Raw genomic sequence first — 15,080 nt, 5'->3', positions numbered from 1 at the left:
ATACGGAAACAGAATGTGCCGCAAAAGACGCGATGGCCCGGCGTTTGTTCCGCAGTCCCGGCTTTTCCTGTTTCGCAAGCGGGGCGGAAACCATAGCATCGCCCAAAACGCGGGGGCGGGGCATGACGGCGATTTCCACACGCAAACGGATCTGGGGTTGGTTCTTTTTCGACTGGGCCAGCCAGCCTTACAATACCCTGCTGATCACCTTCATCTTTGCACCCTATGTCAAGGAGTTGATGGGCGACGGTAGCGCGGCGCAAGCGGCTTGGGGCTTTGGCGTCGGGGCTGCGGGGCTGGTGATCGCGTTGCTGGCGCCGGTGTTGGGGGCGATGGCGGATCTGGCAGGCAACCGGCTGCGCTGGATCTGGCTGTTCTCGGCGTTTTACGTGATCGGCGCGGCGGGGCTGTGGTTTGCCGCGCCGGGGGATTTCAGCCTGATGCTGACGCTGGTGCTGTTCGCCATCGGCATGATCGGGATGGAGTTCGCCACCATCTTCACCAACTCGATGCTGCCCGATCTGGGCAACAAGGAAGAGATCGGCCGCCTCTCGGGCAATGGCTGGGCCTTTGGCTATCTCGGTGGGCTCTTGACGCTGGTGATCATGCTGGGCTTTTTCGCCGAAAGTGCAACCACCGGCAAAACCTTTCTGGGGTTTGCCCCGGCGCTGGGGCTTGATCCGGTGGCCCGTGAAGGCACCCGGTTCGTCGGCCCGCTGACCGCGCTCTGGTACGCGATCTTCATGATCCCGTTCTTTCTTTGGGTGCGCGACCCGGCGCCGCGCCGGGCGCCGCAGGGCGCGGTTGCCGCCGCCTTGCGCGATGTGGCACACACGGTGCGCAGCTTGCCGCGGACGCCGTCGCTGTTTGCCTATCTGGGTTCCTCCATGTTCTATCGCGATGCCTTGAACGGGATGTTTACCTTTGGTGGGATCTATGCCGCCGGGGTGCTGAACTGGTCGGTGGTGGACACCGGCGTCTTTGGCATCCTTGCAATCATCTTCGGGGCGATCTTTGCCTGGATCGGTGGCCGGGCGGACAAGCATTTCGGCCCCAAGCCGGTGATCACCATCTGCATTCTGGTGCTGACGCTGGTCGCGATTGCCATCGTCTTTATCAGCCCGACAAGCGTCTTTGGCCTGTCCGTGGCCGAGGGGTCGTCGCTGCCTGATGTCGCCTTCTACGTGGTCGGGGCCACCATCGGCGCGGCTGGCGGTGTGATCCAGTCGGCCAGCCGCACGATGATGGTACGACAGGCCAATCCGGCGCGGATGACCGAGGCGTTCGGCCTCTATGCGCTGGCGGGCAAGGCCACCTCGTTCATCGCGCCGCTGTTGATTGGCACGTTGACCCTGGTCAGCGGCAGCCAGCAGATCGGCGTGTCGCCGCTGATCGCGCTTTTCCTGATCGGGTTGATCCTGCTACGCTGGGTAAAACCGCAAGGAGATTATGCCGCATGACCCGCCTGTTCGCATTGCTTGGCCTGATCCTGGCGCTGGCCGCCCCGCAGGCCATGGCCGAGCCGCTTGCGAAACAGCTGTTCGGGGCCAAGAAGACCGCCTCGCAACAGCGCGCGGCGCCCTATGGTGGCTATTCCAAGGGCTGCGTCGCGGGGGCGGTGCAATTGCCGGAAACCGGGCCGACCTGGCAGGCGATGCGGCTGAGCCGTAACCGCAACTGGGGCCATCCGGACGCGATCGCATTCGCCCAGAGGCTCGGTGATTTTGCCGCCACCCTGCCGGGGTGGGAGGGGATCTATGTCGGCGACATCAGCCAGCCGCGCGGCGGGCCGATGGCATCAGGGCACCGCAGCCACCAACTGGGGCTGGATCTCGACATCTGGATGTTGCCGCCCAAGCGGCTCGACCTTAGCCGTCAGGCGCGCGAGAACATCTCATCGATCTCCATGCGCAGGGCCAAGGGCGCCTATGTGAACGCGAGCTGGACACCGCAGCACCACGCCTTGCTGCGCGCCGCCGCCAAGGATAAGCGTGTCGCGCGCATCTTTGTCTTTCCCGGTGCCAAGGTGCAGATGTGCAAGGATGAAACCGGGGATCGGCGCTGGCTGCGTAAAATCCGGCCCTGGTGGGGGCATCATTACCATTTCCACGTGCGCCTCAGCTGCCCGCGCGGCGCGCGTGGCTGCGAGAATCAGGCGGCACCGCCGCGCGGCGATGGCTGCGCCGATGCGCAGAAATGGGTGAACGATATCGTGAATCCGCCCAAGCCCAAGCCACGCGACCCCAACGCCCCGCCGCCCAAAAAGCGCCGCGAATACCTTTTGTCTGACCTGCCTCGCCAATGCGCTTCGGTCCTGCGCTCGCGCTAGCGGCGCTGCTGCTGTTCGTCTGTGACCGGGACAGCCCCGGCGGCGACGGCGCAGCGCGGTTCCTTGACGCCCATGCGTGGGCGAGGGGCGAGGATTGGTTTGGCGGGTTTTCGGCGCTGCATCTTTCTGCTGACGGGGGCCATGCCACGCTGCTGAGCGACCGCACGATGGTGGTCGAGGCGCAGGTGCATCGGGATCAGGACGGGCGGATCATCGGGCTGACTCCGCTGTCCCATTGGCGTCCACACGCCAGCACCGGCAAAAAGCTGACCCGGGCGATCGCGGATTCCGAGGGGTTGGCGATCGGCCCGGACGGAACACTCTATATCTCGTTCGAGGGGGTGCCCCGCGTCGCCCGCTATGCCCGCCCGGGCGCGCGGGCGCAGGTGTTGAACGCCCCGAGCACCTTTCGCGGGCTGGAAGGCAACCGTTCGCTCGAATCGCTGGCGATCGACGCGCGCGGCCGTCTCTATACCCTGCCCGAGGGCGGTCGCGACGCGCAGGGGCGCATCCCGGTCTATCGCCGAGATGCGGGCCGCTGGCAGGTTGTGTTTTCGCTGCCGGCGCGGGGGCGGTTCCTGCCGGTGGGCGCCGATATCGGCCCCGATGGGCGGCTGTATGTGCTGGAGCGCGCGGTCACCCTTTTGGGGTTCCGCAGCCGGTTGCGGCGCTGGACCCTGACCGAGACCGGCGCAGGGGCCGAAATAGGGGCGGAAGAGACCCTGCTGACCACCGCCGTCGGGACCCACGACAATCTTGAGGGCCTTTCGGTCTGGCGCGACGGGGAGGGCGCGCTGCGGGCCACGATGGTCTCGGATGACAATTTCATGTGGTTTCAACGCACCGAACTGGTCGAATACAGCCTGCCGGATTAACCTTGCGCGCATGGGGGCAAGCCGCTAAATGCGCCCCTTCCTCTCTTAATGGGGGATCAAGTCGCCGCAACCTTGTCAAAACGGGCACATATTATGACTCGCACTCACATACCCGGCATCCTTGCCATGGCCTCCATCGTGGTGGCCTCCAACATCCTGGTCCAGATCCTGTTCGGCCAATGGCTGACCTGGGGGGCCTTTACCTATCCGTTCGCCTTTCTGGTCACCGACGTGATGAACCGCGTCTATGGCAGCCGTGCGGCGCGCAAGGTCGTCCTTGTCGGGTTCGTCACCGGCGTGATCTGTTCGCTGATCGGCACCCAGATCAACGGCGCGTTCGGCCCGCTGGTCACCCTGCGCATCGCGGCGGGATCCGGCACCGCCTTTCTGGTCGCGCAGATGCTGGATGTCAGCATCTTTTCCGCCCTGCGCGGCGGGCGCTGGTGGCGTGCGCCGCTGGCCTCGACGCTGGTCGGCTCTTCCCTGGATACGATGCTGTTCTTTTTCATCGCGTTCTCGGCGCAACTGGCCTGGCTGGAGCCGGTCAACGATGTGTCCTGGGCCAATGAGACACTGCCGCTGCTGGGCGCGGGGCCGATGGTGCCGCTCTGGGTCTCTCTGGCGGCGGCTGACTGGATGGTGAAACTTTCGCTGGCGCTGGTCGCGCTGATCCCGTTCCGCCTGATCGTTGCACATTTGACCACCACCCGCCGCCCCGGTTGACGATTTTGTTTTGCGTTTTTCCGATGTCGTGCCAGTCTGAGGATACCGGAAACAGATAGAAAAGGAGGTGTCCAGTGTCGAGAAAGGTATTGGAGCGAGGTGTCGGGACAGCGTGGGAGGGAGCCGTTTAAGGCAGCCCTTGGCGGAGATACCGCCCACGTGGATCGGTTGATGATCTAACCGACCCCACTTCCAGAAACTTTCGAAAAGGGCCGCCTGTAGGCGGCCCTTTTTTGTGCCCTTTTTCAGGACAGCGCAACGGGGTAGTCTGCGCCCATGCTGTTGATCACCGACTCCATTCAAATCGCCGACTGGGAACTGACCGAACAATTCGTTCGCGCCTCGGGGCCCGGCGGGCAGAACGTGAACAAGGTCGCCACCGCGGTCGAACTGCGGTTCGAGGCGGCCCGCTCGCCGGCACTGTCGCCGCCAGTCAAGGCGCGGCTCAAGCGGCTGGCCGGACGCCGCTGGACCAAGGACGGGGCGATCGTGATCCAGTGCGACCAGACCCGCAGCCAAGCCCGCAACCGCGAGATCGCCCGCGAGCGTCTGGTCGAACTGGTGCGCAGCGCTCTGAGCACGCCCAAGCGCCGGATCGCGACCCGGCCGACCAAGGGCTCGGTCCGCCGTCGGCTGGATGCGAAAACCGCCCGCGGCACGGTCAAATCGCTGCGCGGAAAGGTCGACGGCGACTAGCTTGTGCCGCGCCCCGCGTCCTCCTAAACTGCCGTGACCGCGACCGGGGACGAGAGAAGAACATCATGAGATTGCAGGGGAAACTTGCCGCCCTCACCGGTGCTGCCGTCCGTCTCTCGCGCCCGGATGCGACCTGCGTGATCGCAGGCAAGGCCAAGGAGGACGGGCGTTGCCTCTGATGCGACCGCTTCCATTTCCTTTCACTGAAAATATCCCCGCCGGAGGCCGCACGTGCCCTGCACGTGCCGTCCCGAACAAAGGACCAAAACGATGATTCCCGGCCCCCGCAACCTGATTACCGATGTGCCCGGCCTGAAGGTCGGCAATGCCCACGACGAGCCCCTGAAATCGGGCAGCACGGTGTTGATCGCCGAGCGTCCCTTTACCGCCTCGGTTCATGTGATGGGTGGCGGCCCCGGCACCCGCGAGACAGATTTGCTGGCCCCCGACAAATCGGTCGCAAAGGTCGATGCATTGGTGCTTTCGGGGGGCTCGGCCTATGGGCTGGATGCTTGTTCGGGGGTGATGGATGGGTTGCGCGCCGCCGGGCGCGGCTTTCGCATCGCAGATGCGGTGATTCCCATTGTTCCGGGGGCGATCCTGTTCGACCTGCTGAATGGCGGGCAAAAGGACTGGGCCGAGAACCCCTATCGTGCGCTGGGTCGGGCGGCGTTTGAAACAGCGTCCGAGGCGTTCGAGATTGGCACGCTCGGGGCCGGCACCGGGGCCTTCACCGCGATGCTCAAGGGCGGGCTCGGCTCTGCCTCTTTCGTGCTCGAGGATGGCACGACCGTCGGGGCGCTGGTGGCCGCCAACCCGATGGGCAGCGTCACCACCCCCGGCGACCGGCATTTCTGGGCCGCCCCGTTCGAGGTCGATGGCGAGTTTGGTGGCTTGGGCCCCGACCCGTCCGCCGGGTTGGGTCGCACGCTCGACAGTCGCAAGATGGCGATCATGCTCGCCCGGGCGAGTGATGTCGCGCAGGACCGCGCCAATACCACCATCGCCATCGTCGCCACCGATGCCGACTTGAGCAAGGCGCAATGCCTGCGCGTTGCCACCGCTGCCCATGACGGGATCGGGCGGGCCACGGTGCCGGCGCATTGCCCGGGGGATGGGGATCTGGTCTTTGCCGTCTCTACCGGCGCGCGCCCGATGGCGCGGCCCGAGCGTGATCTTGCCCAGATCGGCCACGCCGCCGCCCTGTGCCTGAGCCGGGCCATAGCGCGCGCAGTGCACGCGGCCCAGCCCAGCCCGGGCGATCTGCTGCCCTGCTGGTCGCAGATAGGCGATTGATCAGGGCTGCGATCCGGTCTTGCGCCCCCGTGTCACTGTTGCGCCTGCGTCGCATCCGCGCGGGACGGTCGGCTATGGATTGACTCTTCACGCTTGGGCCTACCTTATCTGCAACAACCAATTCAAATGGAGGAAATTCCATGAACCGTCTGATTGCCACTGCGATTGTTGGACTGCTCGCAACCCCGGTTCTGGCCGAAGGCGACGCGGCCAAGGGTGAGAAGGTTTTCAACAAGTGCAAAGCTTGCCACATGATCGTGTCCGATTCTGGCGAGACCATCGTCAAGGGCGGCAAGACCGGCCCGAACCTGTTCGGTGTGATCGGTCGCACCGCTGGCACATATCCCGATTTCAAATATGGCAAGGACATCGTCGCTGCGGGCGAGGCCGGGCTGGTCTGGGATGAAGACACCTTCGAGGAATATGTGCAGGATCCGCGCAAATTCCTGCGTCATCACCTGGACGACAAGAAGGCCAAGTCGATGATGAGCTTCAAGCTCAAGAAGGGCGGCGAAGACGTCTACGCCTATCTTGTCAGTGTTGCTCCGGTTGCGGCCGAAGACACCACAGAAGACGCTGCCGAAGAGACCTCGACAGACGACGCCGCCGCCAGCGAATAAGTCTCCTACACCAAGGCAGGCAGACTTCAGGTCGCCGCCCCTCTTGCGGGGCGACGACCTTTTGCGAATTGCGGCAGGCCCGTGCGGCGGGTTTCTGGATCGACAATCGCCCTGTTCTCCGCGCCGGGGGTCAATGCGGCCGCGTCTTGTCCTGCAGACGTCTGTCAAACTGCCGTCCGTCAAACAATTGCCGCTCAACAACAGCCTCCCAACAGCCGAGTATCCGATGATGAGCCTCAATTTTGCGTCTCTCACCCAAACCGCCCTCTGTTGCGGGGTCCTCTGTCGCGGGGGGCGGGAATGGGCTTGAAGATTCCGGCCTGGGTCGACGGTGCGCTGATCCCTGTGGACAAGCTGGAGGTCCACCAAAAGGGGCTGCGGCACAAGGCGGTCTCGGTCTTTGTCCTGCGCGGCGACGAGATCCTGTTGCAGCGGCGCGCGCTGGGGAAATACCACACGCCCGGGCTCTGGGCGAACACCTGTTGCACCCACCCCCTATGGGAGGAAGATCCCGCCACCTGTGCCCTGCGCCGTCTGGAGGAGGAGTTGGGGATCACCGGACTGGTCCCCGACTTTCGCCACCGGCTGGAATATCGCGCCGATGTGGGCGGTGGGTTGATCGAACATGAATTGGTCGATGTCTTTGTCGCCCATGTGCAAGGGGCGGTCGCGCTGCGCCCTGATCCGGATGAGGTGATGCAGACCCGCTGGATCGGTGCAGATGCCTTGCGGGTTGAGATCGTGCAGCATCCTGATTGGTTCACGCCCTGGCTGAAAATCTATCTCGATCAGCATACGGAAGATATTTTTGGCTCCGGTCCCGGTGACGATACCGGTGATGGCGCGCCGGGCTAAGACTTGCGCAACAGGCTTCGGGCTGGTTGATAGGCGACCAAATGGGGGAGGAGTGTCATGACCATTCTTATCGCCGGGGGCGGCATTGCCGGGCTGAGCCTTGGCCTGACCTTGCACCAGATCGGGCTGCCGTTCCGCATCTATGAATCCGCGTCCGAGATGCGACCTTTGGGTGTAGGCATTAATCTGCAGCCCAACGCGGTGCGCGAATTGTTCGATCTGGGGCTGGAGGGGGATCTGGCCGCGATCGGGGTGCGAACACGGCAATTGTCCTTTTATTCCAAGCTTGGCAACAGGATCTGGGAAGAGCCGCGCGGCACCCGTGCAGGCTATGCCTGGCCGCAATATTCGGTGCATCGCGGGCAGTTGCAGATGCTGCTGTATCACACGCTGATCGCGCGTGCGGGGGCCGAGTGTATCGTCACCGGCGCGCGTGCCACCGGTTTCGAGGCCGGGCCAGAGGGGGCAACCTTGCTGCTGGAGGATGGCACGCGGGTGGCGGGCGATCTGATCGTCGCCGCGGATGGCATCCATTCGGCGCTGCGGGCGCAGATGTACCCGGAAGAGGGCGCGCCGATCTGGGATGGCCGCATCCTGTGGCGCGGCACCACGCTGGCCGCGGACTATCACGGCGGCGGGAGCATGGTGATGATCGGCCATGATGACCTGCGCGCGGTGGCCTACCCGATCACCGGGCCGGATCCCGACAGCGGCCTTGCCACGATCAACTGGATAGCCGAGAAGCGCTTTGACACCAGCGCCGACTGGCGGCGCGAGGATTGGACCCGCGCGGCGCGGGTCGCGGAGTTTCTGCCTGATTTTCAGGACTGGCGCTTTGGCTGGATCGACTTGCCAGCGCTGATCGAGGGGGCCGGGCAGGTTTATGAATACCCGATGGTCGATCGCGATCCGCTGCCGCGCTGGACCGAGGGGCGCGTGACCTTGATGGGGGACGCGGCACATGCGACCTATCCGGTGGGCTCCAACGGCGCGAGTCAGGCCATCGTTGACGCCCGCATGATTGGCGCGCGGCTGTTGGATCATGGGGTCACCGCGCAGGCATTGACAGCCTATGAGGCGGAGGTCCGCCCGCTGACCACGGCCGTGGGGCTGGCCAATCGCGCCGGTGGCGGACCCGATGCGGTGATGCAATGGGCCGAGGATCGCTGTGGCGGTAATTTCGACAACATCGACGACGTGATCCCGCGTGCCGAGCTGGCGGCCCATGCGGCCAAGTTCAAATCCATCGCCGGGTTCTCGGTGGCCGAGTTGAACGAAAAACCGCCGATCATTGCGCCGGGGGCAAGGGCTGCGATGGCCTGAGCTGGGCCGCGCGCCGCGCTCTCACTTTTCCGAGGTGCGGACAAAGAAATAGACCCATTCGCCCTTGAAGCCGGGATCGCGCGCGCGGGCCTCCGCCACGCGGGACTTGAGCCAGTCCAGATAGGGGGCGGCGGGTTCCGACAGCGGGCGCAGCCCCTCGTACAGCGGGGCCGAGGCGGCAAAGGCCACCGCGATTTCACGCCCGTAGGGGGGGCCGATCAGCAGGCGCAGCCCGTCGTCGCCCTCCGTTCTCGCACCGACCCGCAGCGCGCTTTTGGCCTCGGCCAGCCGTGGCGGCACGTGATCGTTCGGCACCAGATGCAGCACCTGCCCGTCGGCATCGAAATAATCGACATAGACCCAGGCGGCATAGTCCGGCGCGGTCAGATCGAACGAAAGCGGATCGCCCCCGACATAGGAAAAGACCCGCGCCTGCGTTCCGGCCCCGATCAACAGCGGGTTGGTGATCTGGTCGGTGGATTGCGCCAGACCCACAGTCGCGATGCCGCTCAGCGCGCCACATTGCGGGCGCGGCAGGATCAGGATGTTGTCCGACACCGCGATATCGGCCCCCATTTGCGCCCGAAGCGCCGCAAGGACCGGCGCGCGCATATCGTCTTCGGGGATATGGCCATTCACCTGCAGCGTGGCGGTTTCGGGATCGAACCCCACCTGCAACCGCCCGCAAGGCACGCCAGAGAGCAACCCGGCCACCCCGTCGCGCAGCGCCTGCGTTTGTGCCCCGGCGGCGTCTGGCCGCACGAAGCTTTGGAACGCGGCAAGCGAGACCGGGTCAACCTCGCCGTCGCCGCCCTGAAAGGCCAGCGTCGCGGTGACACGTTCGGCGCTGGGCGCGGTGGTTTGGGCCTGAACCCCCTGCGCGCGCTGCGGCGAGAGCGGTCGCGCTTCGGGGGCTGCGCTGGGGGTGGGCAGGGCGGCCGGGAGGATCGCACCCAGATCCGCGGCGCGGGCGACAGCGGGTTGGACAGAAGTGGGGGATGCGGTGACGGCGGTCGTGGTCTGCGCCGGCGGGGTGCGGGGCGTCAATTGCGCATCGGCGGCAATCGGGCGGGCGCGGGCGGGGTCGGTCTGGGCCGCGATCGTTTGGATCGGGGGGACGGCGGCACTCGGTTGCACCGCCGGTTCGGGCCGCGTCTGGTCCGGGGTGAGCTTGCGGCCCTGTGTCGGGGTCGGTTGCGCCGCCTGCGTTGCCGGGGCCTGTGCCTGCGCCCGGCTGCGCGGGATCGCGCCCGCGCCCAATGCCGCGCCCTGCGCTTCGAGCTGTTGCGCGGCTTCGGTGTCGGGGCGGCGTTCCGGGGCCTCGACCCGGTCGAGCTGATAGGCCTGCACATCAAGCCGGGTTTCGGGCTGCGGCTGGTCCTCCATCTGTCCGGGCCGGATCGTCATCAGCACCAGCCCGAGCAAGCCCCCATGCGCCAGCATCGAGGCGCCAAGCCCCGCGGCCCAGACCAGCGGGCGGCGGCTCATGGCACCGGGCTGGGGGTCACCACCAGCACCACATCGCGCACCCCCAGCGCCTCGGCCATGCCGACCAGCGGCAGCACATGGCGCAACTCTGCCGTGCGGTGGGCGTTCACCCGCAGCCGCAAATCTGGCTCGTCCATGAGCCGCTGCGCCAACACCGCCTGCAGGTCAGCGGGCCCGGCAATCGGTCGCCCGTCCAGTGCCAGATCGCCCGCCGCGCCCACCGACAGGGTCGCACCACCCGCCGGCATGTCGCTGCCGCTGTCGGCCACGGGGGGCATCACCTCGAACGGGGCGGTGGCATCCATTCGGCCGATCAGCATGAAGAACACCAGCAGAAAGAACACCACGTCGATCAGCGCGACGATGGTTTCCGAATAGGGCGGCGGGCTGGGGCGGTTGAGCTTCATGGCCGTGCCTCCAGCCGCACCACCCGCAGCCGTACTGCACCGGCCTGCGTGGCTGCGTCCATCACCGAGACCAGCGCCTGCGTCGTCGCCGCGCCCGAAGGCAGCACGATCACCTGGGTCAGCGGGGCTTGCGCCAAAAGCGCCGCCAGCGCCCCGGTCAGATCCGGTCCGCGCAGCGCTTGCCCGCGCAGCACCGGCACGCCATCCGCGCCCAGCCGGATCATCACGGTTCCGCCTGAATCCTCTCCGGCCCCGCCGGGGGCGTCGCTGCGCCGCGCCGCCGGGATCATGTCGAGATTCAGATAGGTCGAGGTGACCATGAAAAAGACCAGCAGGATCAGCATCACGTCGATCATCGGCACCAGCGAGATCAGCGCGCGGGGGCGGGTGGGACGTTTCAGCGTGAGGCCGGCCATTGCAGCGCTCTCCGGTCTAGACGGGTGGGTTTTCGTCGGTCAGCAGCATCTCGCCCACGGCGCTTTCGATCCTTTGCGCCGCGCCCTCGATCCGGGCCGAGAGCAGCCCGGCCCCCACCGCCGCCGGGATCGCCACCAACAGCCCCGCCGCCGTGGTCAAGAGCGCCTGCCAAATCCCGCCCGCAAGGACCGAGGCATTGGCCGCGCCTTCTGCCATCTCCAATTCCTGAAACGATTGGATCATGCCCAGAACCGTGCCCAACAGGCCCAGCAGGGGCGAGATCACCGCGATCAACTCGATGGTGCGGATCATGCCGGACATCCGCGCCACCTCGTCATTGCCGCGCCGCATCAACTCGGACTCCAGCCGGGGGCCGCGAAACCCCTTGGCCAGCGCCTGCATCGCATAGGCGGTGACCCGATCGGCGGGCGAGCTGCCCGCCGTCACGGTTTGCTGCGCCGCGTGTTTGTCGCCCTCGCGCCATTGCCGAAACGCCTCGGCGCGCCGGGCCAGACCAGATCGCACCGGCCAAAGCTGAATCACCTTGACTGCGATCAGCGTCAGCGAAAACAGTGACAGGACGGCCAGCAGGGCGATGATCGGCCCGCCGGTCCCAAGGGTTTCCCACGCGACTGGCATGGCCTATTTCACCAGCGCTGTCGGGGTTTTACTGGTCAAATCGAGGATCTCGAAACAGTCCATCTCATCCTCGTTCTGGGGGCGGCAGGCGGTCACCTCATGCAGCAGCATCTCCGAAATATCGCTGCAGGCGATGTCGGGGATCTCGAACAGTTTCAGGGTGGTGCGCGCCACCGGCAGCGGCGCCGCGTCGATCGACAGCAGTCGGTCGATCACGCCCTTGCCGTCCAGGATTGCCAGCGACATCTCGAAGCCTTCAAAGCTTTTCCCAGTCTCGTTACGAAACAGAAAGAAGGCACGGCAGCCGCCGCCGTCGATCTGTTCGAGCTTGTTCAGCTCGACGGTCAGGCGCTCGGGGGCGGCGGCTGCCGGCAGGGCAAGGGCCAGTGTCATCAACAGGCCGGCGAACAGTGAATTGCGCGGTATCATGGTGTCCCTCCCAGGAACTTGTGCGGGGGCCTGCGGTGTTCAGCTTGCCAGCGCGCCGCTGACGTCTTGCAATGCATTCAGCGCGCTGGCGCGGATCTTGGTGCGCGCGAACCCGGAGCCGTCCACCGCCTTGAAAAAGTCGGTGTCGAGCAGACCTTGATAGTCGCCGATGATCTTGCGCGCTGATTTTTTCAGCCCCTCGCGTCGGTCACCGTCGGGGGCTTCGACCAGTTGTTTCAGGGTGTCTTCCAGCGTGCTGTCGATGTCGTCGAGATAGTCGAACAGCACCCCGGATTTCGCTGGCACGTCCTCCATCCCCTCGATTCCGGTGGTGGCTGACACAATCGCGTTTTTCAGCCCCTCAAGCTCGTTGCGCAGGCTTTGGCGCGTCTTGATCCAGCCCAGACGCGATTTGGTATAGTCGACCACATTGTCCGGGGCCGCGGCCTGCGCCTGCGCTGCGGCGGCGGTCGTGGTGGAGGCTTTGGCCTGTTTGATCAGCGCCACCACCTGTCCTGCTGCGGCCAGCGCCTTGTCGAACTGCCCCGCTGCGGCCTGATCCTGCGCATAGGCAAAGGTGCGGTTGAGCGCCGCCAGATCGCCGCGCTTTTCGGCGATCAGCCGGTCGATCTCGGGCTGCAACCGGGCCTCGGCCGTGCGCCATTTTGCTGCCTGTGGATCTGGCGCTTCGGCGGCGGCCTCAGCCTTGGGCGTTGCCTCTGTTTGCGCCGCAGAGTTCGATCCGGCGTTGACGGAGGCGACCATCTTGTTCGTCGCCGCCTCGATCCGTGCCAGACCATCACTGGCGGCGACCAGATCGCCCGCTTCTATCCGCTGCGCGGCATTGCCCAGTGCTGTGGTCAGCTTGCTGCGGGCCGGGTCGTGAAGGGTGGCGATCACGTCGCGCAGCGCTCCGGCCCGCGCCGCCAGCTGGCGGGGGGCACCGTCCTGTGCCGGTTTCGTAGCGGCGGCTTCCCCGGGGGCGGGGGCAGACGTTTCAGGCGCACCTGCCTTGGGCCCTAGCCGAGAGGCGGCCTTTTCCAGCGCCGCGATGGTTTTGTCCGCCGCGGCAAGATCTTGGGCCTTGATCTGAGCCACCGCCAGCGCGACGGCCTTTTTCAGCTTGTCGGCCATCGGGGCCGGGGCGGTGACAAGCGCCGGCTGCACCGCCTTCAGCCGGATGACCAGCCCTTTGGCGTCAAGGGCGGCGGGCGCGGGTGGTTCGGCTGGGGTCGTTTCGGCGGCGGGGTCAGTCGGGGCCTTGGTGGTGGGCGCCGCGACCTCCTCGTTTGCGTCGTCCGCATCCTCCACCTCGTCCCAACCGGCATCCTGCGGCAGCGGTTCGACGTCGCTTTCCAGTACGGTGCCCTGCGCGTCCAGCACCAGAACGTTGACCAAGACCTTCTGAGATTTGAGGTATTTCTTGAGCAGCTTCGCCAGTCTTGGAATAACAACGTCGCAGGTCAGCTCCAGCGTGCCGTCATCGAGCACGAAGGTGCCAAACGCAACCTTGGGACCTGCGCCCTCCTTTTTGGCCATCTGCTTGGCCGCCTGACCCAGCACCTTGGCGGGCTTGCGTCGGTCGATCAGGACGGTGTGATCATTGCCCGAGGCGGCGGGATAAAAGGCGAAAGACAGCCTTTTCTTCATGCCCAACTTGACCAGTTTCTTGAGCGCCGGGCCTTCGACTTTTTCTTCTGCCATGGCTCCAACCCTCAAAAATGATACGAAATACAATTGACTTCGAGCAAACGATAAGGCTGTCTTGTGGTCAAGATATTGTTTTTTTATGTTTAGCGAAACGACGGGCCCGCCTCTTTGCACGGGGTGTTGAACCAGAACCCGCGAGACCGCATCGAGCTTACTTGGGAGGTTCTGGATGGAACTGGCTGTTCTGTTGCAGTCAAAGGGCGGCGATTCACCCAGTGGGGAGAATCTCGAATACGACCCGATCTTTACCGAGATGGAGCTTGCGGCCCAGCAAGGCGAAGAGGTGCAGATCGGGAGCGAGATCCACGCCGCGGAAGACCCTGATTACGGTGAAGTGCGCAAAAAATCCCTCGAGGTGCTGGAGCGGAGCCATGATCTGCGCGCGGCGGTTTTTCTGGCCGACGCTCTGCTGCACGGCGATGACGGGTTGAACGGCTTTGCCGAGGCCACCGGATTCATTCGCGGCTGCCTTGAGGATTTTTGGGACAGCTGCCATCCCGAGCTTGACGAAGACGACGGCGATCCGACCATGCGCATCAACGCGGTGCAGGATCTGTGCGGTCAGCCCGGCGGTATGGGCGGACCCTCCCCGGTGTATCGGTCGCTGCGCCGCGTGGCGCTGACCGACAGCCGTGGTTTTGGGCGGTTCACGTTGCGCGACATCGAGATCGCCGAAGGGCTGATGACCGCGCCCGCCGATATGACCACGATCCCCGACACCGCCTCTATCGGGGCGGCGTTTCAGGATACGGCGGACGAGGTTCTGACCGGTTGGCTTGAGGCGGCGCAGCGGGGCGAAGAGAATATTCGCGCCATCTCGGATGTGTTTTCCGAACGGACCCCGGGGCAGGGCCCCGACCTCGACCCGCTGATCAAGCTGATGCGTCAGATCGTCAAACGCCTGTCTGACCATGCCAGCACAAGCGATGCCGCCGCCGGGGAGGAGACCGTCGGCGCCGCTGGCGATGAGGCCCTTGGCGCAATGGCCGCCGGCAACGGTGGCGGTGGCCGTGGGGGGGTGGTGGTCGGCGGTATCAATTCGCCCGCCGATGTCTCCAGCGCGCTGGATCGCATTGTGGACTATTACAAGCGCAACGAACCCTCTAGCCCGGTGCCATTGTTGTTGGTCCGGGCCAAGCGGTTGGTGAACGCTGATTTTCTCACGATCATGCAGGATATGGCGCCAGCTGGCATCGACAACGTGCATCTGATTGGCGGAATTGAAGACGACGATTGAGGCCGCCCCTGCTGGGACGCGGACGGAACGGGACAT

At 65.4% G+C, this 15,080-nt stretch carries 16 protein-coding genes; 10 read left to right on the top strand and 6 right to left on the bottom strand.

The window, feature by feature from the left end; genetic code table 11:
• Window positions 1-122 precede the first annotated feature (122 nt).
• The 9 genes from E1B25_RS12455 (at window position 123) to E1B25_RS12415 (ending at window position 8,717) form a co-directional block, all read left to right on the top strand.
• The gene (locus E1B25_RS12455; RefSeq protein ID WP_132829694.1) at window positions 123-1,460 is read left to right on the top strand and encodes an MFS transporter; all 1,338 of its coding nucleotides are present in this window, start codon (window positions 123-125) and stop codon (window positions 1,458-1,460) included.
• On the top strand, window positions 1,457-2,329 hold the full coding sequence (mepA, locus tag E1B25_RS12450; protein WP_132829693.1) for a penicillin-insensitive murein endopeptidase: 873 nt from the start codon (window positions 1,457-1,459) through the stop codon (window positions 2,327-2,329). Before E1B25_RS12455 ends, mepA begins: the two co-directional genes overlap by 4 nt.
• Window positions 2,302-3,204 carry an esterase-like activity of phytase family protein gene (locus E1B25_RS12445; protein WP_132829691.1) on the top strand — a complete coding sequence of 301 codons (903 nt, stop codon included), beginning with the start codon at window positions 2,302-2,304 and terminating at the stop codon, window positions 3,202-3,204. The genes mepA and E1B25_RS12445 overlap by 28 nt, the downstream gene beginning before the upstream one ends.
• 93 nt (window positions 3,205-3,297) lie before the next feature.
• Window positions 3,298-3,927 carry a queuosine precursor transporter gene (locus tag E1B25_RS12440; RefSeq protein WP_132829690.1) on the top strand — a complete coding sequence of 210 codons (630 nt, stop codon included), beginning with the start codon at window positions 3,298-3,300 and terminating at the stop codon, window positions 3,925-3,927.
• 276 nt (window positions 3,928-4,203) lie between these two features.
• On the top strand, window positions 4,204-4,623 hold the full coding sequence (gene arfB, locus E1B25_RS12435) for an alternative ribosome rescue aminoacyl-tRNA hydrolase ArfB (RefSeq protein ID WP_132829689.1): 420 nt from the start codon (window positions 4,204-4,206) through the stop codon (window positions 4,621-4,623).
• Window positions 4,624-4,893: 270 nt separating this feature from the next.
• The gene (locus E1B25_RS12430; RefSeq protein ID WP_132829687.1) at window positions 4,894-5,919 is read left to right on the top strand and encodes a P1 family peptidase; all 1,026 of its coding nucleotides are present in this window, start codon (window positions 4,894-4,896) and stop codon (window positions 5,917-5,919) included.
• Between the two features lie 140 nt (window positions 5,920-6,059).
• Window positions 6,060-6,539 (top strand): c-type cytochrome, encoded by a 480-nt coding sequence (locus E1B25_RS12425; RefSeq protein ID WP_132829686.1) that lies wholly within the window; start codon window positions 6,060-6,062, stop codon window positions 6,537-6,539.
• A gap of 300 nt (window positions 6,540-6,839) precedes the next feature.
• Window positions 6,840-7,394 carry an isopentenyl-diphosphate Delta-isomerase gene (gene idi, locus E1B25_RS12420; RefSeq protein ID WP_132829684.1) on the top strand — a complete coding sequence of 185 codons (555 nt, stop codon included), beginning with the start codon at window positions 6,840-6,842 and terminating at the stop codon, window positions 7,392-7,394.
• 57 nt (window positions 7,395-7,451) lie between these two features.
• Complete coding sequence (locus E1B25_RS12415; protein ID WP_132829683.1) at window positions 7,452-8,717, top strand: flavin-dependent oxidoreductase; 1,266 nt, start codon at window positions 7,452-7,454, stop codon at window positions 8,715-8,717.
• 21 nt (window positions 8,718-8,738) lie between these two features.
• Here E1B25_RS12415 and E1B25_RS12410 read toward each other — a convergent pair whose 3' ends face one another.
• Genes E1B25_RS12410 through E1B25_RS12385 form a run of 6 tightly spaced genes read right to left on the bottom strand, consistent with a single transcriptional unit; the run spans window position 8,739 to window position 13,801 of the window.
• The gene (locus E1B25_RS12410) at window positions 8,739-10,205 is read right to left on the bottom strand and encodes a DUF4384 domain-containing protein (RefSeq protein ID WP_132829682.1); all 1,467 of its coding nucleotides are present in this window, start codon (window positions 10,203-10,205) and stop codon (window positions 8,739-8,741) included.
• Window positions 10,202-10,612 carry an ExbD/TolR family protein gene (locus E1B25_RS12405; protein WP_132829680.1) on the bottom strand — a complete coding sequence of 137 codons (411 nt, stop codon included), beginning with the start codon at window positions 10,610-10,612 and terminating at the stop codon, window positions 10,202-10,204. The genes E1B25_RS12410 and E1B25_RS12405 overlap by 4 nt, the downstream gene beginning before the upstream one ends.
• Window positions 10,609-11,028, bottom strand: a complete 420-nt coding sequence (locus tag E1B25_RS12400; RefSeq protein WP_132829679.1) for an ExbD/TolR family protein — start codon at window positions 11,026-11,028, stop codon at window positions 10,609-10,611. The genes E1B25_RS12405 and E1B25_RS12400 overlap by 4 nt, the downstream gene beginning before the upstream one ends.
• A 16-nt stretch (window positions 11,029-11,044) precedes the next feature.
• Window positions 11,045-11,668 carry a MotA/TolQ/ExbB proton channel family protein gene (locus E1B25_RS12395; protein ID WP_132829678.1) on the bottom strand — a complete coding sequence of 208 codons (624 nt, stop codon included), beginning with the start codon at window positions 11,666-11,668 and terminating at the stop codon, window positions 11,045-11,047.
• Between the two features lie 3 nt (window positions 11,669-11,671).
• The gene (locus tag E1B25_RS12390) at window positions 11,672-12,097 is read right to left on the bottom strand and encodes a hypothetical protein (RefSeq protein ID WP_425358934.1); all 426 of its coding nucleotides are present in this window, start codon (window positions 12,095-12,097) and stop codon (window positions 11,672-11,674) included.
• Window positions 12,098-12,136: 39 nt separating this feature from the next.
• A complete protein-coding gene (locus E1B25_RS12385; protein ID WP_132829677.1) occupies window positions 12,137-13,801 on the bottom strand; it encodes a hypothetical protein in 1,665 nt (554 codons plus the stop codon).
• A gap of 175 nt (window positions 13,802-13,976) precedes the next feature.
• On the opposite strand from E1B25_RS12385, the gene tssA reads away from it, so the two are divergent.
• Entirely contained in the window at window positions 13,977-15,044 is a 1,068-nt protein-coding gene (gene tssA, locus E1B25_RS12380; RefSeq protein WP_132829676.1) for a type VI secretion system protein TssA, read from the top strand.
• Window positions 15,045-15,080: the final 36 nt, after the last annotated feature.

The organism is Antarcticimicrobium sediminis (assembly GCF_004348975.1).
Taxonomy (GTDB): Bacteria; Pseudomonadota; Alphaproteobacteria; order Rhodobacterales; family Rhodobacteraceae; genus Antarcticimicrobium; species Antarcticimicrobium sediminis.
Note: the sequence above shows the minus strand (reverse complement) of the source record. Positions and strands in the feature narration are given on the sequence as shown.